This is a genomic window from Shimia sp. R9_3 (assembly GCF_017743755.1).
In the GTDB taxonomy this organism is placed as follows: domain Bacteria; phylum Pseudomonadota; class Alphaproteobacteria; order Rhodobacterales; family Rhodobacteraceae; genus Shimia.
Genome location: NZ_JAGHRP010000010.1, coordinates 1 through 18,885, shown reverse-complemented (window position 1 = coordinate 18,885; position 18,885 = coordinate 1). Strand labels below are relative to the sequence as shown.

22 protein-coding genes are annotated in these 18,885 nt (G+C 59.3%); 5 read left to right on the top strand and 17 right to left on the bottom strand.

Going from position 1 to position 18,885, the window contains the following annotated elements; all coding sequences use genetic code 11:
* Positions 1-19: 19 nt before the first annotated feature.
* Positions 20-778, bottom strand: a complete 759-nt coding sequence (locus J7412_RS19205; protein ID WP_247744020.1) for a VCBS repeat-containing protein — start codon at positions 776-778, stop codon at positions 20-22.
* Positions 778-1,101, bottom strand: coding sequence for a 2Fe-2S iron-sulfur cluster-binding protein (locus J7412_RS19200; RefSeq protein WP_209065819.1), 324 nt, complete (start codon positions 1,099-1,101; stop codon positions 778-780). Before J7412_RS19200 ends, J7412_RS19205 begins: the two co-directional genes overlap by 1 nt.
* Positions 1,102-1,326: 225 nt before the next feature.
* Here J7412_RS19200 and J7412_RS19195 point away from each other — a divergent pair, with 225 nt between their 5' ends.
* Positions 1,327-1,899 carry a peptidoglycan-binding domain-containing protein gene (locus J7412_RS19195; RefSeq protein WP_247738935.1) on the top strand — a complete coding sequence of 191 codons (573 nt, stop codon included), beginning with the start codon at positions 1,327-1,329 and terminating at the stop codon, positions 1,897-1,899.
* Positions 1,900-1,950: 51 nt separating this feature from the next.
* Here the strand turns inward: J7412_RS19195 and J7412_RS19190 are convergent, their stop codons facing one another.
* The 5 genes from J7412_RS19190 to J7412_RS19170 form a co-directional block, all read right to left on the bottom strand.
* On the bottom strand, positions 1,951-3,375 hold the full coding sequence (locus tag J7412_RS19190; protein ID WP_209080804.1) for a Do family serine endopeptidase: 1,425 nt from the start codon (positions 3,373-3,375) through the stop codon (positions 1,951-1,953).
* 218 nt (positions 3,376-3,593) lie between these two features.
* Positions 3,594-4,094: a hypothetical protein gene (locus J7412_RS19185; RefSeq protein WP_209080550.1), complete on the bottom strand. Its 501-nt coding sequence runs from the start codon at positions 4,092-4,094 to the stop codon at positions 3,594-3,596.
* 8 nt (positions 4,095-4,102) lie between these two features.
* Positions 4,103-4,222: a hemin uptake protein HemP gene (hemP, locus tag J7412_RS19180; RefSeq protein WP_247738944.1), complete on the bottom strand. Its 120-nt coding sequence runs from the start codon at positions 4,220-4,222 to the stop codon at positions 4,103-4,105.
* Between the two features lie 210 nt (positions 4,223-4,432).
* Positions 4,433-5,020, bottom strand: coding sequence for a lytic transglycosylase (locus tag J7412_RS19175; RefSeq protein ID WP_209065816.1), 588 nt, complete (start codon positions 5,018-5,020; stop codon positions 4,433-4,435).
* A gap of 77 nt (positions 5,021-5,097) precedes the next feature.
* Positions 5,098-5,979, bottom strand: a complete 882-nt coding sequence (locus J7412_RS19170; RefSeq protein ID WP_209080548.1) for an AEC family transporter — start codon at positions 5,977-5,979, stop codon at positions 5,098-5,100.
* An 83-nt stretch (positions 5,980-6,062) separates the two neighbouring features.
* Between J7412_RS19170 and hspQ the strand changes: the two genes are divergently transcribed.
* Positions 6,063-6,389, top strand: a complete 327-nt coding sequence (gene hspQ / locus J7412_RS19165; protein ID WP_209065814.1) for a heat shock protein HspQ — start codon at positions 6,063-6,065, stop codon at positions 6,387-6,389.
* A 54-nt stretch (positions 6,390-6,443) separates the two neighbouring features.
* On the opposite strand, the gene J7412_RS19160 is transcribed toward hspQ, so the two are convergent.
* The 4 genes from J7412_RS19160 to J7412_RS19145 form a co-directional block, all read right to left on the bottom strand.
* Positions 6,444-6,830, bottom strand: coding sequence for a rhodanese-like domain-containing protein (locus J7412_RS19160; protein ID WP_209080546.1), 387 nt, complete (start codon positions 6,828-6,830; stop codon positions 6,444-6,446).
* Positions 6,831-6,832: 2 nt separating this feature from the next.
* Positions 6,833-8,410, bottom strand: coding sequence for a gamma-glutamyltransferase family protein (locus tag J7412_RS19155; RefSeq protein WP_209080544.1), 1,578 nt, complete (start codon positions 8,408-8,410; stop codon positions 6,833-6,835).
* A 117-nt stretch (positions 8,411-8,527) separates the two neighbouring features.
* Positions 8,528-8,962, bottom strand: coding sequence for an ATP-binding protein (locus J7412_RS19150; protein WP_209080541.1), 435 nt, complete (start codon positions 8,960-8,962; stop codon positions 8,528-8,530).
* A gap of 31 nt (positions 8,963-8,993) precedes the next feature.
* Positions 8,994-9,323: an STAS domain-containing protein gene (locus tag J7412_RS19145; RefSeq protein WP_209065810.1), complete on the bottom strand. Its 330-nt coding sequence runs from the start codon at positions 9,321-9,323 to the stop codon at positions 8,994-8,996.
* 189 nt (positions 9,324-9,512) lie between these two features.
* On the opposite strand from J7412_RS19145, the gene J7412_RS19140 reads away from it, so the two are divergent.
* Positions 9,513-10,685, top strand: a complete 1,173-nt coding sequence (locus J7412_RS19140) for an acetyl-CoA C-acyltransferase (RefSeq protein WP_209080539.1) — start codon at positions 9,513-9,515, stop codon at positions 10,683-10,685.
* Between the two features lie 68 nt (positions 10,686-10,753).
* Here the strand turns inward: J7412_RS19140 and J7412_RS19135 are convergent, their stop codons facing one another.
* From J7412_RS19135 to rpiA, 5 genes are all read right to left on the bottom strand, one after another.
* Complete coding sequence (locus tag J7412_RS19135; protein ID WP_209080536.1) at positions 10,754-10,951, bottom strand: DUF2065 family protein; 198 nt, start codon at positions 10,949-10,951, stop codon at positions 10,754-10,756.
* Positions 10,951-11,820: a protease modulator HflC gene (locus J7412_RS19130; protein WP_209080534.1), complete on the bottom strand. Its 870-nt coding sequence runs from the start codon at positions 11,818-11,820 to the stop codon at positions 10,951-10,953. Before J7412_RS19130 ends, J7412_RS19135 begins: the two co-directional genes overlap by 1 nt.
* A gap of 1 nt (position 11,821) precedes the next feature.
* Complete coding sequence (gene hflK, locus J7412_RS19125) at positions 11,822-12,958, bottom strand: FtsH protease activity modulator HflK (RefSeq protein WP_209065806.1); 1,137 nt, start codon at positions 12,956-12,958, stop codon at positions 11,822-11,824.
* Positions 12,959-13,042: 84 nt separating this feature from the next.
* A complete protein-coding gene (gor, locus tag J7412_RS19120) occupies positions 13,043-14,398 on the bottom strand; it encodes a glutathione-disulfide reductase (protein WP_209080532.1) in 1,356 nt (451 codons plus the stop codon).
* Between the two features lie 14 nt (positions 14,399-14,412).
* A complete protein-coding gene (rpiA, locus tag J7412_RS19115; protein WP_209065804.1) occupies positions 14,413-15,201 on the bottom strand; it encodes a ribose-5-phosphate isomerase RpiA in 789 nt (262 codons plus the stop codon).
* A gap of 226 nt (positions 15,202-15,427) precedes the next feature.
* On the opposite strand from rpiA, the gene J7412_RS19110 reads away from it, so the two are divergent.
* Both J7412_RS19110 and J7412_RS19105 read left to right on the top strand, forming a co-directional pair.
* A complete protein-coding gene (locus J7412_RS19110; RefSeq protein ID WP_209080530.1) occupies positions 15,428-16,135 on the top strand; it encodes a glutathione S-transferase family protein in 708 nt (235 codons plus the stop codon).
* Entirely contained in the window at positions 16,135-17,508 is a 1,374-nt protein-coding gene (locus J7412_RS19105) for an L-serine ammonia-lyase (protein WP_209080528.1), read from the top strand. The genes J7412_RS19110 and J7412_RS19105 overlap by 1 nt, the downstream gene beginning before the upstream one ends.
* A 70-nt stretch (positions 17,509-17,578) precedes the next feature.
* On the opposite strand, the gene J7412_RS19100 is transcribed toward J7412_RS19105, so the two are convergent.
* The gene (locus J7412_RS19100; protein WP_209080802.1) at positions 17,579-18,358 is read right to left on the bottom strand and encodes a lytic transglycosylase domain-containing protein; all 780 of its coding nucleotides are present in this window, start codon (positions 18,356-18,358) and stop codon (positions 17,579-17,581) included.
* Positions 18,359-18,885 lie beyond the last annotated feature (527 nt).

The window sequence follows — 18,885 nt, the reverse complement described above, 5'->3', positions numbered from 1 at the left end:
TCTGCCCACGGCAAGCGGCTCAGAGGGGTGCGCAGGCGAGTGCCGCCTCAAAGGACTTAGGCCCTTTGAAAGCACCGATGGCACGGGTCTGAAGGCGCGCGCCTCTGAGCTGCGTTGCCATAACCTTGCGCCAAGTGGCGTCGGCGGTGATTAACTCAACTCCCGAGCCACAGTCCCTGACACCACCGGAGATAAAGTCCTCTCCGATGCGGTGATTGGTCAGCTCTGTCAGCGTGGCAACTTCGGTCAATTGATTGTCTTCAAACCGCCACACGCGCAGCGTTTTGGCCAGATGCGGGCGGTCGATATAGGCGATTTCCACATGCCCGTCCCCATCAAGATCAGCAGCGCCAATCGGGGCCAGCCAGCGGTTGCGGGTGCCAATATGCGGCGTGGCGGCTCGGAGCCCCGCCGCATCATAGATCGCCAGCCGCGCGCCTTTGGTCTGGCTGCTCTCCACCACGATGACTTCGCGGCTGCCGTCGCCATCCACATCCAACAATCGCGGTGCAATGTCTTCAAAAACGAGATGTTCAGGCAATGTGATGCGCAGGGTTTTCTGCGTATCGGTGATCATCTCAAGGGCGCCATACTCAATGGCGTCCCCCAGAACACCATGCGCATAGCGCGTGGTCTCATCTGTGTAGCGTGCCGAAGTGATGTCCGCCGTGGCGCCGCCCGCACTGATCAGTGTTGCCACCAAGCTCAGAGAGCCGCAGAGCACGCGCCAAGAGGGCCTTTGCCCCCTCTGCGCCACGACAGACATCACAGCAGACATCAGATCTGTTTTTCCGGCATTTTGACCACAAGGCCATCCAGCGCATCGGTTACCTTGATCTGGCAGGTCAGACGGGAGGTGGTTGGGTTCGGCTCAAAGGCAAAATCCAGCATGTCTTCTTCCATGTCGTCTTTCGCGGGGAGCTTCTCAACCCAAGCGTCGTCAATATAGACATGGCAGGTCGAACAGGCGCAGGCACCACCACAGTCTGCCTCAATGCCCGGAATATTGTTGTCGCGTGCGCCTTCCATCACGGTCAGGCCATTGGCGACCTCAACCACGTGTTCGGTTCCATTATGCTCGACATAGGTAATTTTTGCCATGTCTGGCGGCTCCTCTCAAAAACTGTTCGCATCCCTAGTTAGTCAACGGCGGGCGCTGCTTCCAGCCCCTTTCGCGCCATAAAATGCGTGCCTTTGAGGCATATCATGCATTTTGCCCATCTGTTTGCGCGCGAAATGCCACAGGTCCGCGCCTATGCGCCGCAGGACAGAGTTTCGCTAAGCCGCAAAACAGGTTACAAAGGGGTCAAACAAAGAGGCCCGAGCATGCCCGTTTTCACAACTCTCAGACCTGTCGCCCTGGCGACAGCCCTCAGCGCGCTGATGTTTCACGGCGGCTGCGATCCGAGTGCTGTGGACTCCCCTTACCTCGCAGCGCGCAGCGCGCCGGAGATCATTCGCGCCGGAGAAAGCGGCACACCGCCCAGTGCACGGGCCGGCAGTTGCTGGGGGCGTGATGTCACGCCAGCGGTCGTGGAAACGGTCAGCAATCAAATCATGGTGCAACCGCCCGAGGTGCTTGCCGATGGCACCGTCTTGGCCCCCGGCATTTTCCGCACCGAAACCCAGCAGCGTATCGTGCGCGAACGGCGCGAGCTTTGGTTTGAAACGCCCTGCCCTGAGGTCTGGACCGAAGAGTTCACCGCCTCGGTTCAGCGGGCACTCAAGGTGCGCGGGCTCTATTTTGGCGGCATCAGCGGAACCCCTGACGGGCGCACCCGCGCCGCGATCCAGCGCTACCAAAAGGCCGGAGGGCTGGACAGCGCCATCCTCTCTATTGAGAGCGCACGGCGGCTTGGCCTGATCGCGGTACCGCGCGAGACGCTTGAAGCGTCCTAGCAACAAAAAAGGGCGCCGCAGCGGGCGCCCTTAAGATCTTTGTGAGTTGCGTTAGTCCTGAATGTTGAGCGCAACGAAACGTGGCTCACCGGCGCGACGCACCAACAGCAGCAGAGATTTGCGCCCGGCGTCTTTTGCCTCTTGGATGCGATCTTCCAGATCATCGATGGAGCGCAGCTTCTGCTGGCCAGCCTCGGTCAGCACATCGCCAGACCGCAGCCCTTTTTCAAAGGCCTTGGAGGTCTCATCCACATTGGTCACAACCAAGCCCTCGGTGCTGTCAGACAGCTCCATCTCGGTGCGCATCTCATCGGTCAGCGTGGTCACGGTGAGGCCAAGGATTTCTTTTTCCTTCGGCTCCTCAGACGGGGCCGGCTGGCTCGCTGGCACCGCGCCTTCGGCTTCTTCACGACGCCCCAGAGTGACCGCAAGCGTCACCTCAGAGCCGTCACGCAGCACCACAACGTCTACGGTTTTGCCAACATTGGTGTTGCCAACGCTGCGCACCAGACCGCGCACATCGGCCACCTCATCGCCATCAAAGCTCAGGATCACGTCGCCAGACTGCATGCCAGCTTCCAACGCCGGACCTTCCGGCACATCGGTGACCATCGCACCGGCTGCGTTTTTCAGGCCTTCAACCGCTTCAACCATGTCTTCGGTCACATCCTGAATGCGCACGCCAAGCCAGCCGCGGCGGGTTTCGCCAAATTCCTGCAGCTGATCCACCACACGGGTCACAACATTGGACGCCATGGAAAAGCCGATGCCGATCGAGCCACCATTGGGGGACAAAATCGCGGTGTTCACGCCGATCACTTCGCCATCCATGTTGAACAGCGGGCCACCGGAGTTGCCGCGGTTGATCGCCGCGTCGGTCTGAATGTAATCGTCATAAGCGCCGGACAATGCGCGGCCGCGCTGCGACACAATGCCAGCCGACACAGAGAAGCCCTGCCCCAGCGGGTTGCCCATGGCCATAACCCAATCGCCAATGCGGGCCGCGTCACTGTTGCCGAATTCCACAAATTCCAGCGGCTCGTCAGAGTCCACTTTCAGCAGCGCAATGTCGGTGTTGCGGTCGGTGCCGATCACCTTGGCGGGCAGCTCCTCGCCGGAGTAGAACTCAACGAGGATTTCATCTGCGCCTTCGATCACGTGGTTGTTTGTCACCACAAAGCCGTCTTCAGAGATCACAAACCCCGAGCCCAACGCAGAGCTGCGGCGCGGGCGGTCGCCCTGCCCCTGCTGGCGATCCTGAAATTCGCGGAAGAAATCTTCAAACGGGGAGCCCTCAGGCACGATGCCCTGCGGGCCTGTGCGCCCAGCCACCACAGTGGAGGTGGTGATGTTCACCACAGAAGGGCTGATCTGTTCGGCAAGCTCTGCAAAGCTGACGGGACGGTCGTTCTGGGCCAGCGCGGTGAGAGATTGCGCCACATAAAGCGCAGCAGCCAGAAGCATCAACCAAGTCATACGCCAAAAGGCGTGAGTAGGACGTGTGTCCGTGAGTGTGTCAGAAAACACGGTCGGTTCTCCTTTGGTGTTTCATAACCAGACAGGCCAAGCCTGTCGTCTGTACAAAGCATGTGCTCTTCGGGGGCAGGTTTCAACCACCTGACCGCCGCGTTGGCACAATTGCCCGTGAACCGGCGTGATATTTTAGGAAGGGCGAAGGGCTGAGCCCTTCGACATCAGTGCAAAGTGTGAGAGGCAGCGGTTTGCGTCTCTGCCTTTAGCGAAGGCCGTTTGGGCACAGGGCGTCGCTTTGGCTTGGGCACGGCCCGCGTGAACGCCGCCAGCGCAATGCCAAATTCTGCGGCAAGTCCCGAAAAACAAAGGGCCATATCCGGGCGCACGATCAACGACGCCAGCAGCGCGGCATCCTCGTTTTCCCCGTTTGACGCCGCCTCAATCAGATGCGCAAACACCGCCTCATCGGCCCCCAGACAGTTGCAATAGAGCCCGTGACGGCACAGAGGACGGCGGCCAAACTGGTGACCAACCTGCATCAAATCAGCAAACACACCGCTCACATTACGGGCGCGCTCCGGCCCCAGAGCCATACCCAAACTGTTCTGCAAAGCGGCCTGCCCCTCGGGATCACGCTCCCAATGGCGCAACCACCGCACGGCCAATCGCTCTACATCGTTGAGATCTTCGAGCAACCCGACGCGCTGCGCTCCGCGTGTCATCGCGCCGCTCATTTGGTCAGAATCAATTTTCCTGCGCGGGTGATGCGCAGCGTATAGAGCTGGTCATTCAGGCGAATGTGCGCCAGGCCGTTTTCCCCGGTCAGGATACGTGCATCGTGCACTGGCATCGCATTTGTGTAGTCGGTGGTCTGAGTTTGCATGGTCATGGGACGCTCCATCAATTGCGGTGTTCGGCTTCCCATCGGGTGGCTGACCTCTTTCTGACTATTTTAGTCGGAATTGTCAACGCTTCAAAATCAAACTCAGCCAACCAAGCAAAACAGCGCCCCGAAAGGCGCTGTGAAACGTGTGTCTTGCTTGAAAGTTTGGCGTTTCGCTTACCAGATCCGCGAACAGCTCTTCAGCTGCTGCTGGTAGCGTGCCGAGCGGCTGGCCACATCATCGGCAATCCGCGTCAGCCAAGGCTTATTGCGATAGTTGCCGCGCGCGTAGCCGGTATGACCTTCGTGGTAGTTCAGGTACTGCGCACGCGCGTCATGCAGGGACACGCCGTTGCGGTCGCGCGATTCATTCATGTACCAGCCCATAAAATCAGTGGCGTCGCGAATGTCATCGCGCCGCGCACCCCGGCTGCGGGTCTCGCGCTTATATTCATCCCAGGTGCCGTCCAGCGCCTGCGCATAGCCATAGGCGCTGCTCTGACGGCCCATCGGCAGCACACCCAGCGCATATTTGTGCGGTGTCCGCGCATTGCCGATGAATTTGCTCTCCTGATACAGCACAGCCATCTGCACATGCACCGGAACACCCCACTTGCGTTGAGTGGTAGTGAACGCGCGCTTGAAGTGCGGCCGTTCTTTCAGAATCGCACAAGCGTTTTCCAAATTGCTGGGCGCGCGGGTATCGGTGCTGCTACACGCAGCCACAAAGCCCAAAAGCACCAGCGCGAAGAGAAGTCTGCTCATCTGCCTCTCGCTATTTCATATTGTCTTTTTTGTCAGTCTACCGGATTTCCAGTGCGGCGGTAAATCACAATTGGACGTTATAACAACAAGGTTAACAGGAGCGGTAACCCAATCACCGACGCCACAGTGGAAACCACCACAAAGCCCGCAACCGCATCCGCATCCGCCTCATATTTCTCCGCCAGAAGATAGCTGCTGACCCCCACAGGCATCGCCAACTGCAACACCAAAACGCCCAGCAAAAGGCCCGAGAGCCCAAACAGCGAGGCGATTCCCCAACCGATCGCGGCACAGGCCAGAAACTTCACAACCGACAGGCAGACCGCAATCATGACCCGACCGGGTGTCAGCCGCGCCACGGCAACCCCAAGTGTCAGCAACATAAGCGGGATGGCCATCTGCCCGATCAAATCAAGCGTGTTGGTCATAAAATCGGGCGTCTCCCAGCCCATGTAGAGAAACAGCGCGCCCAGCAAAGTGGCCCAGATCATCGGTTCCTGCACCATTTTGCCCAATGCCCCCTCGCCCGCCACGATCCAGATGCCCCAGGTGAAGGACAAGAGCGCCGTGACCGCCAAAAGCACGACTGAGGCTTCAAGCCCGGCCTGACCAAAGGCAAAAAGCGCAAGCGGCACGCCAAGGTTGCCGGTATTGCCAAAAATGAACGGTGCAAGATAGGTCCGCAGGTCCAATCCGACGAGCTTCAGGAGCAGCCAGCCCAGCGTGCCGGTCGTAAAATATCCCGCAAATCCAGCCGCCGTAAGGCGCGCCAAATCGCCAAGATCCGCCTCCGTTTTCATCAGCGCCGTAAAGATCAGACAGGGCACCGCCAAATTCACGCCAAGGCGCGTAACAAATTGAATTCTATATTCAAAACCGGCCTTGACCCAGGCAAATCCAACCCCCGCAACCAGGAACACCGGCGCGACAATTTCCAACACTGTTAAGATTAGGTTCACAGACTGTTTCCCGCTAAAATTCGGCTAAAGTTGGACAAAGCCCCCTTGCAGGGTCTAACTTTGAGGAGTAGGGCCTGCAACACATGTTAAAAACACGCGCGAAATATTACCTTGGCCAAGTGGTCCGTCACCGCAAGCATCCTTTCCGGGGTGTGGTGTTTGATGTTGATCCAGAATTTGCCAACACCGAAGAGTGGTACGAAGCCATTCCCGAGGACAGCCGCCCTGCGAAAGAGCAACCTTTCTATCATCTGCTGGCTGAAAACGAACAAAGCTACTATGTGGCCTATGTGTCAGAGCAGAACCTGATTGCGGACTATTCCGGCGAGCCTGTGACCCATCCGGATCTGGATGAGATGTTCGGCCCGTTTGAAGACGGCTCCTACCCGCTGCATTTCGCACTGAACTGACATTTGCCAAACGCACATGAAGCGACGCCGGGCCACCTGACCCGGCGTTTTTATTTACTCGGTGACAATCGGCGCGCCGCGTTTCTTCCATGCGCCAAAGCCGCCTTCCATTTCTGCGATATTCTCGACACCCATGTCCTGCAGCGCCTTCACTGAAAGCGCTGAGCGCCAGGCACTGGCGCAATAGAGGATCAGCGTCTTGTCGGTTGCCAGCTCCTCTTTGTGGTAAGGGCTGTCTGGCGCAATCCAGAATTCCAGCATGCCGCGCGGCGCATGAAAGGCGCCTTCAATGCGCCCATCGCGCGCCAGTTCACGCGGATCCCTGATGTCGACAAACAGCGCCTCGCCTGCGGCCACCATCTCGGCGGCCTCTTCCTGCGACAGCGTCCGAATGTCCGCCTTGGCGTTCTCCACAAGTGTTTTGATTGGTGTGATGGCCATGATTAATACCCGATTGCTGCCCCGTCTTTACGCGGATCAGACGCCCCTTCCAGAACGCCTGAGGCATGAATGCGAATGGCCTGCGCGCCGCCAATCGGCATCGCAGGCACCACCACATTGTGCCCCAGATCCGCGAGCCCCTGCTTCACCGCATCACTGTAGCCGCGCTCCAGTTTCAGCTCTCCATCTTCAATGAAGGACCGTGGCGCATCCAGCGCGGCCTGCGGATCCATGCCGAAGTCTTCGATGTTGGACAGCACGCGCGCATGCCCGTTGGGCTGATAATGCCCCCCCATCACACCAAAGGGCATTTCCACACGGCCGTCCCGCCGCACCATCCCCGGAATGATCGTATGCATCGGACGTTTGCCACCGAGCATCTCATTCGGATGACCTTCTTTCAGGGTAAAGCCCCCGCCCCGGTTCTGCATCAGGATCCCGAATTTGTCAGAGGCAATGCCCGATCCAAAGGCATGGAAAATCGAATAGATCATCGACACCGCCATGCCATCTTTGTCCACAACCGTCAGATACACTGTGTCCTTATGCACCGCCTCCGTCAGCGGCGCAGCAGCGGCCATCGCCCGCTTAGGATCAATCAACGCGGCCAGCTTTTCCGCAGTCTTCAGCGACAGCATATGCTCGGTGCGGGCGGTGGTGTCCGGGTCAGCAATCAGGCGGTCGCGCGCATCATAAGCCAGCTTGGCGGCTTCTGCCTCAATATGCGTGCGCTCCACCCCAAAAGGATCCATCGACGCAATGTCAAAATGATTGAGGATATTGAGCATCAGGATCGCCGTTGCGCCCTGCCCGTTTGGCGGATGCTCCAGCAGCTCAGCGCCCTTGTAGGTGCCACCAATCGGGGTTGTGTCATTCCCGGCAGTGGCCGCAAAATCCTCAAGCGTGTGGGTGCCGCCGATCGCCTGCAGGGTGGCCACCATATCCTCGGCGATCTCCCCGGTGTAAAATGCGTCCCGCCCCTGCGCGGCCACGCGACGCAACACCTCCGCCTGCCCTGGCGCACGGAAGATATCGCCTTTCACCAGCGGCTTGCCGTCTTTCAGATAATGCCGCCGCCCGTGCCCTTGCAGATTGCCTTGGGTTTGCTGCCAGTCAAAGGCCGAGCGCGGCCCCACCGGAATACCCTCTTCGGCGTAGTGGATCACCGGTGCCAGACTGTCCGCAATCCCAAGATTGCCGTAGCGCTCAGACAAGGTGCAAAACCCGTCAATCGCACCGGGAATGGTTACAGCCTCCACCCCAAAGATTGGCACCGCCTCAAGCCCGCGCGCGCGCAGATCTGCGGCATTGGCTCCGGCAGGCGCGCGGCCAGATCCGTTAAAGGCCAAAACATCATTGCTGCCCGCCGGTGAGACCAGCGCAAAACAATCGCCTCCAATCCCCGTTGACGCAGGCTCACAAATCCCAAGCAGCACAGATCCTGCGATGGCCGCATCCATCGCGTTGCCGCCTTTGCGCAGGATATCGACCGCCACCTCTGCCGCCAGAGGCGTGGACGTGGCACACATGCCGTTGGTCGCCATTACGGCGGAACGGCCCGGAAAATGAAAATCTCGCATGAACTCTCCCTCACTTGTTAACGGATGTTAGGGAGCGTGACGCGCTTTGCAACCGCCTCACCAAAAAGTGGCCTGCGATTTTAAGCAAAGATGGGGATGTGTGTGAAAGCTGAGCGCTTAGTCAGGCACGCGGAAGCGCAAAGCGTTGTGCCCAGAGGCCCGGCGTTTGTAATCAATGTCTTCGGCGAGCGTGCGCACCAGCCCCCAGCCAAAGCCACCTTCCGGCAGCTCCTCCATGGCGCCGTCCACCTCGGGCATCACGCCTGCGGGCAGTTGCCCATCCGGCATCGCCGCGCCATTGTCGCGCACTTCGACGTTCCAGCACTGTTCGACATAGTTGCAGGTGATCACGATCTGGCCATCTTCGCGTCCGGCCAGCGCATGTTCGACCACATTGTTCAGCACTTCAGCCAGCACCAATTCCAACACGCCCGCATTGCAGGCTGCAAACTCCTCAGCTGTCAGCTTCTGCCGCAGCGTCTCGAGCGCATTGCGCACCTCTTGCGGGGTGCCTGCGAGCTCGATGTGGATGTCTGATTGCGAATTGGTCACGCGTGTGAGTGCCCTACTTTGCAAAGATTTCTTATTCGGTGATGGCTTCTTCCAGCGTCGCGTGAATCCGGAACACCGTATCCATGCGGGTCAGACGAAATACCTTATCAACATTCTCATTGAGCCCGGCGAGCTCCAGCGGGTTTTCACCGCCCAATTGTTTCATGGCCGCGACAATCGCGCCCAGACCGCTCGAATCGATGAAGTCTACTTCGGACAAATTTAGCACCACGCGCCCTTCAGCATTCTCGGTTTCTTCCCGCATACGATCCTTGAACTGAATCGCAACAGACGCATCAATGCGCGCTTCGTGAACTGACACCACAAGTGCTCCGCCCTCTGCCTTACTCGACAGATTCATAAGACGTCTCCTTCAACATTCGTCCTCAGGAAACACTATTCGGAATTCGTTACCAAGTTATGAGCGGAGGCCGGTCCAAATTGTTTATCGGCGTGCCTTTTCTGACTCATCATCCTGAAACATCCTTGCAAAGATTACCCGTCAAAGCCAAGCACATAGTGAAAGACATCGCGGAGGAGGAGCGAAGGGATGCGGAGAGTAGTGATTGCAGGCGCCGCGCGCACGCCAATGGGAGGGTTTCAAGGGGCTTTTGACGGTGTGGAGGCAGCCGAACTGGCCGGCACCGCGATCAAAGCGGCCCTGAAAGACGCCGGGACAGAGACCGCCGAAGAGGTGCTCATGGGCTGCGTTCTGCCTGCGGGCCAAGGCCAGGCTCCAGCGCGTCAGGCGGGCTTTAAGGCCGGGCTGGGCGAAGAGGTGCCCGCCACAACGCTGAACAAGATGTGCGGCTCGGGCATGAAAGCCGCGATGATGGCGTTTGACACCGTTGCTCTGGGAGATCGCGACGTCATGATCGCGGGCGGCATGGAAAGCATGACCAACGCGCCTTATGTGCTGCCCAAAATGCGCGGCGGCGCACGCATTGGCCACCAGCAGGTGGTGGATCACATGTTCCTCGACGGTCTTGAGGATGCCTATGACAAGGGCCGCCTGATGGGCACCTTTGCCGAAGATTGCGCGGAGAGCTTTCAGTTCACCCGCGAGGCGCAGGATGAATACGCCCTGCAATCGCTCTCCAACGCATTGGAAGCGCAAAAGTCAGGCGCTTTTGAGGGCGAGATCGCCCCGGTCACCCTGAGCACGCGCAAAGGCACCGTGGAAATCAGCGAAGATGAGCAACCCGGCAACGCGCGCCCCGACAAAATCCCGCAGCTGAAACCGGCCTTCCGTAAAGACGGCACGGTCACGCCCGCCAACAGCTCTTCGATTTCCGATGGCGCGGCAGCGCTTGTGATTGCCTCAGAGAAAGCCGCAGAAGCGCAGGGTCTCAAGGTGCGCGCCCAAATCGTGGGGCACGCCAGCCATGCTCAGGCGCCCGGCCTGTTCACCACGGCTCCTGTGCCTGCGGCTCAGAAGCTTTTGAAGAAAATCGGCTGGCAGAAAGAAGACGTTGAGCTCTGGGAGGTCAACGAAGCCTTTGCCGTGGTGCCGATGGCCTTCATGCAGGAAATGGGGCTGAGCCGCGATATCGTGAATGTAAACGGCGGGGCCTGCGCGCTTGGTCACCCGATCGGGGCCAGCGGTGCGCGCATTATGGTGACGCTCTTGAATGCCATGGAAAAACGCGGCCTGAAGCGCGGCGTCGCGGCGATCTGCATCGGCGGCGGCGAAGGCACGGCAATCGCCATCGAACGCCCCTGAGACATCTCTCCAAAAATCACAAAGGCCGCGAGACATTCTCGCGGCCTTTTGCGTTTCAGCTTACCGGCTCAAGCGCCCAGCGCCTTGGCCAGCCAGACCAGCAACAGCCCAAGGGCCATCGCCGCAAGCCCCATATAGCGGCGCTGCGCCTCGGGGATCGCGCGCAGCATCGCAAGCAGGTCTTCGACAATCGAAGGGGCCAGTGCGTACACCAGCCCCTCCACAATCAACACAAGCCCGAGGGCCAGAAGCGCAACGCCCAGCATCAGCGGCCTTGCGCGTCCTTGAAGTAGTTGAAGAATTCACTCTCAGGCGACAACACCATGGTGGAGTTGTTGGACTGCAGCGCCGCACGGTAGGCATTGAGCGAGCGGTAGAATTCAAAGAATTCCGGATCTTCACCAAAGGACTGTGCGAAAATCGCGTTCCGCTCCGCGTCCGCTTCACCGCGTGTGATCTCAGACTGACGCTGCGCATCAGACACGAGTTCCACCACGGTACGATCCGCCTGCGCGCGCTTACGCTGTGCAGCCTCTTCACCGCGGGCGATCTCGTCCGCTGCTTCCCGTTCACGTTCTGCACGCATCCGTGCAAAAGTCGCTTCAAGGTTGGCTGGCGGCAGGTCGGTGCGCTTCAGACGCACGTCGATCACTTCCAGACCCAGCGAACGCGCCTCAGAGATCGCATTGTCGCGAATGCGGTTCATCAGGCTCTCACGCTCGGTGGACAGCACCTGATCGGACCGCACGGAACCAAGCACCTCACGGGTCTGCGCCCGCAGAATGTTGTCCAGACGCTGCTCCGCCAGTGCTTCACCACCGGCACCAACGGCCAGACGGAACTGGGTGACATCCGCGATCCGGAAACGCGCAAACGCATCCACGATCAGACGACGGTCATCCAGCGGGGTGACTTCCAGCGGGCCAACTTCGCGGCTCAGGATGCGGTCATCATAGCGCACAACCTCTTGAATCAGAGGAATTTTAAACGCCAGACCCGGATCCTCTTTCACAGAGACCACACGGCCAAACTGCAGCACCAGCGCCTTTTGACGTTCATCCACGATGAACAGGGAGGACAGAATGCCGGCAATGATGATCACCAGAACAGGCAGAAGATATGTTGTCTTTTTCATATCAGTTGTTCCCCTTGCGCAGTTCGTTCAGCGGCAGGTAAGGCACCACGCCCTGATCCCCGGTGTTTTCATCGATGATCACTTTATCGATGCCACCCAGAACCTCTTCCATGGTCTCAAGATAAAGACGCTTGCGGGTCACATCAGGCGCTTTGGCGTATTCTTCCAGAACAGCGGAGAAGCGGCTCGCCTCACCCTGTGCCTGGTTCACAACCTGCGCACGGTAGGCTTCCGCCTCTTCCAGAATCTGCGCGGCTTCACCCCGCGCCCCGGCGGTCACACGGTTGGAGTAAGCGTCTGCCTGTTTCTCAAGACGGTCGCGCTCCTGACTTGCGGATTGCACTTCGCGGAAGGCGTCTTTCACTTCTTCGGGCGGATCGGCACCATCAAAGTTGACCCGCACGATGTTCACACCGGAGTTATAGGTGTCCAGCGTAGTCTGGATGCTCTCCTGCAGACGGTCCGTGATGATACCACGGTCACGGTTCAGCACCGGCGCCAGCTCAGATTGCGCGATGATTTCACGCATCGCAGATTCAGACACGGCGCGGATGGTTTCCTGCGGGTCACGCAGGTTGAACAGATACTGCGCCGGATCAGAGATGTTCCAGACCACCTGGAAATCAATGTCGACGATGTTCTCGTCCCCGGTCAGCATCAACCCATCCGTGCGGCTGCCACGGGTCGGGATGTCTTCGGTCTGTTCGTTGGTGACCGGAAGAACCTCGGCAGTGACCAGCGGCCAGGGGGCAAAGTTCAGACCCGGATTGCCGGTTGCGGAATACTCACCAAGAAACAGCTCAACGGACTTTTCTTCGGGCTTTACGGTGTAAAAGCTCGCCATCGCCCAGAGACCGGCTGCAACCAGCGCACCAATCGCAACGGTGCCTTTGGTCAGACCGGGGCCGCCTTGGCCTCCGGCACCACCGCCATTGCGTTGGCCTCCGCCACCGCCACGGCCGCCCATCAGAACGCGCAGCTGATCCTGACCCTTTTTCATCAGGTCATCGATGTCCGGGATCTGCGGCCCGTCACCCTGCGGCGGACGTTGGCCGTTTCCATTGTTGTTGCCGCGATTTCCGCCGCCGCCTTGGTTATTGCCGCCCCCTCCCCAGGGGCCGCCATTGTTACCTGCCATACGGGATCTTCCCTCTCTACGTATCGTCATTGGCGCACCCTCTAAACCTGAGGGCTGCGCCGAAAAAATCAACCCATCCGCCGCTTAGGTGCTGCGGCTGGGCACCTTCATCGTCACAAGTTCCTCTGACATGGTCGGGTGCACAGCCACCGTCCTGTCAAAGTCCTCCTTGGTTGCGCCCATTTTTACGGCGATGCCGGCAAGCTGGATCATCTCACCTGCCCCCGGCGCCACGATGTGACAGCCAAGCACCTTGCGGTTGGCCTTGCTGACAATCAGCTTCATCAGCACACGTTCCGCGCGCCCGGCAAAGGCCTGCTGCATCGGCTTGAAGCTCGCAGTATAGACCTCAATCGGCTCCTGTGCTGCAGCTTCTTCCTCGCTCAGCCCCACGGTGCCCATTTCAGGCTGGGTGAAGATGGCTGTCGGGATCAGCTCGTGATCCACCTCGGTTGGGTTGCCTTTGAACACGGTTTCCACAAAAGCCATGCCTTCGCGGATCGCCACAGGGGTCAGGTTCACGCGGTCGGTGACATCGCCCACCGCATAGACCGACGGCACGCCGGTCTGGCTGTAGCTGTCGACTTCCACTTCGCCTTTGCGGCCAAGCTTCACGCCGATCTCTTCCAGCCCCATGTTATCGGTGTTGGGCGCACGTCCTGTGGCAAACATCACCTGATCAAACAGATGGGTCTTGCCGTGGGTGTCGGTGACAGCGATCTGTTCACCTTCTTTGCGCATCTCAGCCACATTGGTGTTGAGCTGCACGTCAATGCCGCGCTGCACCATCTCCTCAGAGACCATGGTGCGCGCTTCGTCATCAAACCCACGCAGGATCTGCGGGCCGCGATAGAACTGCGTGGTTTTCACACCAAGACCGTTCATGATGCCGGCAAATTCAGAGGCGATATAACCGCCGCCCACAATCAGGATGCTTTCCGGCAGCTTCTCCAGATGGAAAATCTCGTTGGAGCTGATGCCCAGCTCCGCGCCCGGCAGGTCCGGCCACACCGGACGGCCGCCCATGGCGAGAAGCACATGTTTCGCAGTTTTGCGGGTGCCATCGGCCAGCTCTACGGTGTGGGCGTCCACCATCTTGGCACGCTGATCAAAGCTCTCCACACCGCTGTTTTTCAGCAGGTTGCGGTAGATGCCTTCCAGACGGTCCAGCTCCGCATGCAGCTTCACCTTGAACGCATCCCAGCTGAAATCACCGGGCTGGATGTCCCAGCCATAGGCCTGCGCATCCCCCACCATTCCGGAATACTCGGAGGCAAACACCATCAGCTTTTTGGGCACACAGCCCCGGATCACACAGGTGCCCCCGTAGCGGTCCTCTTCGGCCAGGGCGACCTTCACACCTTCGGCTGCCGCCACACGCGCAGCCCGTACACCACCGGAGCCACCGCCGATGACAAAGAGATCGTAATCAAATGACATGATTGGCCTTTTTGTTAGTCCACAAGATCCGTGAACAGGTTGTCTGTTTCTGCGAAATCCAGCATCGCTTCTTCGATTGTGCCGGCATTGATGTCACGCACTTCCACGCGACCGTCGCCATAGCCGACCACAACAGCATCACAGATATCGATGAAGAGTCCGTTTTCAACCACGCCCGGCATCTGGTTGATTGCCAGGGCAAGCTGGCGCGCATCGCCGATCCGGTTGAGGTGCAAATCAAGGATGTGATTGCCCTCATCGGTCACAAAAGGCGCAGCGCCATTCATCCGCAATGTGCTTGTCCGGCCGAGCACATCCATGCTCACAAGGGTCTCTTCAATCAACGCCTGTGTGGTCTGCCAGCCAAAGGGCACGACCTCAAGCGGCAAGGGGAACGTGCCCAGCGTTTCGACCTCTTTGCCCACATCGGCAATCACAACCATTTGATCAGAAGCGGTGGCCACAATCTTCTCCTGCAACAGCGCGCCGCCGCCGCCTTTGATCAGATTGAGATCCGCATCAAACTCATCCGCGCCGTCAATGGTCACATCCAGCCACTTGGCTTCATCAAGGCTGATCACCTCGATGCCCACTTCCCGCGCCAGCTCGGCGGTGCGGGTGGAGGTTGGCACGCCTTTGATCCGCAGACCCTGATCGCGCACCATTTCGCCAAGGCACCGCACCAGCCAAGCCGCGGTTGATCCGGTCCCCAGCCCCACGCGCATGCCATCCTCGACATAGTCCGTGGCGCGTTTGGCGGCGACAAATTTGGCCTTGTCGATGGGTGACAATTCTCCGGTCATTGCGGCAACTCCCTGCATACTTTGCAGCTTTATAGAAAAGATGACCGCCGGGGGCGAGAGCCGATTGCTCTAAATTCCGTGCAATACGGTGCTTTTGGCGATTTCAGCGCCCAAAATCTGCTCCGGGTGTCGTCGCCGACATTGACCTTGGCAATGCTGCGTGTTTCCCATCGGAAACGTCGCTTTTGCGCCGCACCTTCCCCGCCCGCACGGATAAAACAGAGATATGACAGAGACCTTTCGCCTGCACTATGCCCCAGACAATGCCTCGCTGATCATTCGGCTGGCACTGGAAGAGCTTGGCCTGTCTTATGAGACCCTGCTCGTGGACCGGCGCAACAAGGCGCAATTCTCTCCCGCTTATCTGGCGTTGAACCCTAATGGCACCATTCCGGTTCTGGAAACCCCAGACGGCGTTCTGTTTGAAACCGCTGCCATTCTGATGTGGCTGTCTGAGACCACTGAAAAACTGGCACCCCCACCCGGCTCCCCGTTGCGCGCGCCGTTTCTCAAGTGGATGTTCTGGTGCTCAAACACCTTCCAGATTGACCTGCGGCATTTCTTCTATCCTGAAAAATTCATCGGCGACGATCCCGAGCATCAGGCCCAGCTGCGCAGAATTTTCCGCCAACGCCTGGAGCAGGATCTGCAGATTCTAGAAGACGGCCTCACTCAGACGCCCGATCTCGCAGACGCAAAGACGCCCACTTTACTGGACATCTATGTGCCCTGCCTGCTGCGCTGGACCAAACTCTACGCCGATCTCCCCGATTACCGCTGGTTTGACATCAACCGCTACCCCACGCTCCTGCGCATTTGCACCCGCGCCGAAGCGCGGGCCAGCACCCATGCCGCCCAGATCGCCGAAGGTCTGGGCCCGACACCCTTTACCAACCCCGCTCTAGCTGCACCGCCAGAAGGATCTGCCACCTAATGTTTCTCTCTGTCTTTGATATGTTCAAAGTGGGCGTTGGCCCCTCCTCCTCCCACACCATGGGCCCCATGGTTGCGGCCGCGCGCTTTCTTGATGTGCTGCGCGCCTCCCCCTTTGACGCCCACGGCCTGCGCGCAAGCCTGCATGGCTCTCTCGCCTTCACCGGTGTCGGCCACGCCACCGACCGCGCCACCATTCTGGGCCTCGCAGGCTTTCTGCCAGACAGCTATGATCACGAAAAAGCGGAAGCCACGCTGGAGCAGATCCGCACCACCGGCCAGGTCAATCCCGAAGGTCTGCACCCGCTCGCCTTTGAGCCGCGCGAAGATCTCAAATTTGACTTCGGCCCCAACCTGCCGGGCCACGCCAACGGCATGATCCTCATGGCCACCGATGCGCAGGGCGACGTGATCCTGCAGGAAACCTACTACTCCATTGGCGGCGGCTTTGTGCTGACAGAGGCGGAGCTGGAAAGCGGCGCGGCCACCGACGAAGGCGCGCCAATCCCCTATCCCTTCAAATCCGCAGCCGAAATGCTGGAGATGGCCGAACACTCCGGCAAATCCATTGCCCAGATGAAGCGCTCCAATGAAATCGCGCGCGGCTGCACCGAAAGCCTTGCCAAGGGCTGCGCCCGAATCTGGCAGGTCATGAACGACTGCATTGAGCGCGGCCTGACCACCGATGGCACCCTGCCCGGCGGGCTGAATGTGCGCCGTCGCGCCAAAGGCATCCATGACGCGCTGCTGGCCGAACGTGGCATGAACCTCAACGCGCCCCACACCATCAACGACTGGATGAGCGCTTATGCCATGGCGGTGAACGAAGAAAACGCCGCTGGCGGGCAAGTTGTCACCGCCCCTACCAATGGCGCGGCTGGCGTGATGCCTGCTGTGATCCGCTACTGGCTCGATCATGTCCCCGGTGCAAGCGCCAGCCGGGTCGAAGAATTCCTGCTGACCGCCGCCGCCATCGGCGGGCTGGTGAAGTTCAACGCCTCCATTTCCGGTGCCGAGGCAGGCTGTCAGGCCGAAGTCGGCTCCGCCTCCGCCATGGCCGCCGCCGGACTGTGCGCCGTGATGGGCGGCACGCCGGAACAGGTGGAAAACGCCGCCGAAATCGCGCTTGAGCACCACTTGGGCATGACCTGCGATCCTGTCAAAGGCTTGGTGCAGGTGCCCTGCATCGAGCGCAATGGCCTTGGCGCGATCAAGGCCGTATCTGCCGCCTCCCTCGCCCTGCGCGGAGATGGGCAGCACTTTGTGCCGCTGGATTCCGTCATCGAAACCATGCGCCAGACCGGCGCGGACATGCACGAGAAATACAAAGAGACCTCTCTGGGAGGTCTGGCCGTCAACGTGCCAAACTGCTGACCAAGCACCAAACGGCCTGTTTCTCACAGGCCAAATACCCACCCACCGGCGCCGCCTCAGAGTGGCGCCGTTAAGGTTTCACAAAAACACACCCATCCGAAATCAGCTCAGGCGGCGTGATGCACAGCGCACGCGCCACCTCAAAGGCTGCGAGCACTTTGGGCACATACGCGCGCGTCTCCGGAAAGGGCGGCACCCCGCCGTGGGTCGCGATGGAGTTTTCCCCCGCGTTATAGCCCGCCAGCACCAAAATCGGATCACCTGAGAATTTCTCCATCAGAAAATCCAGATACCGAATGCCGCCGCCGATATTGTCCGCCCCGTCAAAGGCGTCCGCCACCTCAAAGCGCGCAGCGGTGTCTGGCATCAACTGCATCAATCCTTGCGCCCCGGCTTTGCTGACCGCATCCACCTGCCCCGCGCTCTCCACCGCGATCACCGCCAACACCAATGCGGGTGAAACAGTGGTGCCGATCGAGGCGAGCAAAATATCGGTGCCGTGATTTGCCGTAATTGCCTGCAGCGTCGCCAACCGCGGCGTCGCCAGTCGCCCACCTTCCGGCGGATTGGAAAGCCGCTGCAGCGCAGGCTCCAACCGCCCAGGACCACTCGCGGTCACATCAGGTGAAATGTCCTGCCAAAACCACGCCATGGTCTGTGCCGCTGGCGCTGCGACCGGCGCGTCTCCCTCAGCCTCTTGCGCCGCAAGCGCCGGTTCTGCAGGCGTAATTTGAACGGTAATACGTTTGCTCTGCCCCGGAGCTGGCGGCTTCACCCTTTTGGCGGAAAAATCAGGAAAGGGCTTGGGGGCCTCCGCCGCCAGACCGGTTGCAAATCCCACAGAACACATCAGCGCGCAGCGCCTTACCCACCTAAAATCAACCATTTATCAATCCTGCTCGGCGTATTTTCTTTCAGTCTCGCAAATTTCACAGCTGCGGACCAGTTTTAGACAGCCGATTCCGCCCAAATCGACGCGGATTCGCGCCCTCAACCAGCGAACCAAAGATTTATCCAAGTTGCTGGTTAATTTTTTTAACGTTTAAAAACATAAGCTTAATTCTGAAAATTCAACATTTTCCAGATGATCCAAAATCGAGCCACTTGCGCCCAATTCCCGCCCCATTCGACGCGGATATTGCATCCATACCAAGTCGGGACGGCACAGGAGAGAGCTGCCACCACCCCCGACAAGGTGGCACAAATTCTTAGATCCTTTGGAGGGACACACCATGATCAAGTTCATCAAGAACTTCCGCAAAGACGAAGCTGGCGCAGTCACCGTAGACTGGGTTGTTCTGACCGCTGCCGTTGTTGGCCTGGCAGTTGCAGCATTCACTGCAATCGAAACCACCACTTCCGGCCTGACCACTGAAG

Excerpts from the sequence above, each read along its gene's own strand:
- J7412_RS19205 (WP_247744020.1), bottom strand. The coding sequence starts at position 778 with ATGTCTGCTGTGATGTCTGTCGTGGCGCAGAGGGGGCAAAGGCCCTCT.
- J7412_RS19200 (WP_209065819.1), bottom strand. The coding sequence starts at position 1,101 with ATGGCAAAAATTACCTATGTCGAGCATAATGGAACCGAACACGTGGTT.
- J7412_RS19195 (WP_247738935.1), top strand. The coding sequence starts at position 1,327 with ATGCCCGTTTTCACAACTCTCAGACCTGTCGCCCTGGCGACAGCCCTC.
- J7412_RS19190 (WP_209080804.1), bottom strand. The coding sequence starts at position 3,375 with ATGACTTGGTTGATGCTTCTGGCTGCTGCGCTTTATGTGGCGCAATCT.
- J7412_RS19185 (WP_209080550.1), bottom strand. The coding sequence starts at position 4,094 with ATGACACGCGGAGCGCAGCGCGTCGGGTTGCTCGAAGATCTCAACGAT.
- hemP (WP_247738944.1), bottom strand. The coding sequence starts at position 4,222 with ATGCCAGTGCACGATGCACGTATCCTGACCGGGGAAAACGGCCTGGCG.
- J7412_RS19175 (WP_209065816.1), bottom strand. The coding sequence starts at position 5,020 with ATGAGCAGACTTCTCTTCGCGCTGGTGCTTTTGGGCTTTGTGGCTGCG.
- hspQ (WP_209065814.1), top strand. The coding sequence starts at position 6,063 with ATGTTAAAAACACGCGCGAAATATTACCTTGGCCAAGTGGTCCGTCAC.
- J7412_RS19160 (WP_209080546.1), bottom strand. The coding sequence starts at position 6,830 with ATGGCCATCACACCAATCAAAACACTTGTGGAGAACGCCAAGGCGGAC.
- J7412_RS19155 (WP_209080544.1), bottom strand. The coding sequence starts at position 8,410 with ATGCGAGATTTTCATTTTCCGGGCCGTTCCGCCGTAATGGCGACCAAC.
- J7412_RS19145 (WP_209065810.1), bottom strand. The coding sequence starts at position 9,323 with ATGAATCTGTCGAGTAAGGCAGAGGGCGGAGCACTTGTGGTGTCAGTT.
- J7412_RS19140 (WP_209080539.1), top strand. The coding sequence starts at position 9,513 with ATGCGGAGAGTAGTGATTGCAGGCGCCGCGCGCACGCCAATGGGAGGG.
- J7412_RS19135 (WP_209080536.1), bottom strand. The coding sequence starts at position 10,951 with ATGCTGGGCGTTGCGCTTCTGGCCCTCGGGCTTGTGTTGATTGTGGAG.
- J7412_RS19130 (WP_209080534.1), bottom strand. The coding sequence starts at position 11,820 with ATGAAAAAGACAACATATCTTCTGCCTGTTCTGGTGATCATCATTGCC.
- hflK (WP_209065806.1), bottom strand. The coding sequence starts at position 12,958 with ATGGCAGGTAACAATGGCGGCCCCTGGGGAGGGGGCGGCAATAACCAA.
- gor (WP_209080532.1), bottom strand. The coding sequence starts at position 14,398 with ATGTCATTTGATTACGATCTCTTTGTCATCGGCGGTGGCTCCGGTGGT.
- rpiA (WP_209065804.1), bottom strand. The coding sequence starts at position 15,201 with ATGACCGGAGAATTGTCACCCATCGACAAGGCCAAATTTGTCGCCGCC.
- J7412_RS19110 (WP_209080530.1), top strand. The coding sequence starts at position 15,428 with ATGACAGAGACCTTTCGCCTGCACTATGCCCCAGACAATGCCTCGCTG.
- J7412_RS19105 (WP_209080528.1), top strand. The coding sequence starts at position 16,135 with ATGTTTCTCTCTGTCTTTGATATGTTCAAAGTGGGCGTTGGCCCCTCC.
- J7412_RS19100 (WP_209080802.1), bottom strand. The coding sequence starts at position 18,358 with ATGTGTTCTGTGGGATTTGCAACCGGTCTGGCGGCGGAGGCCCCCAAG.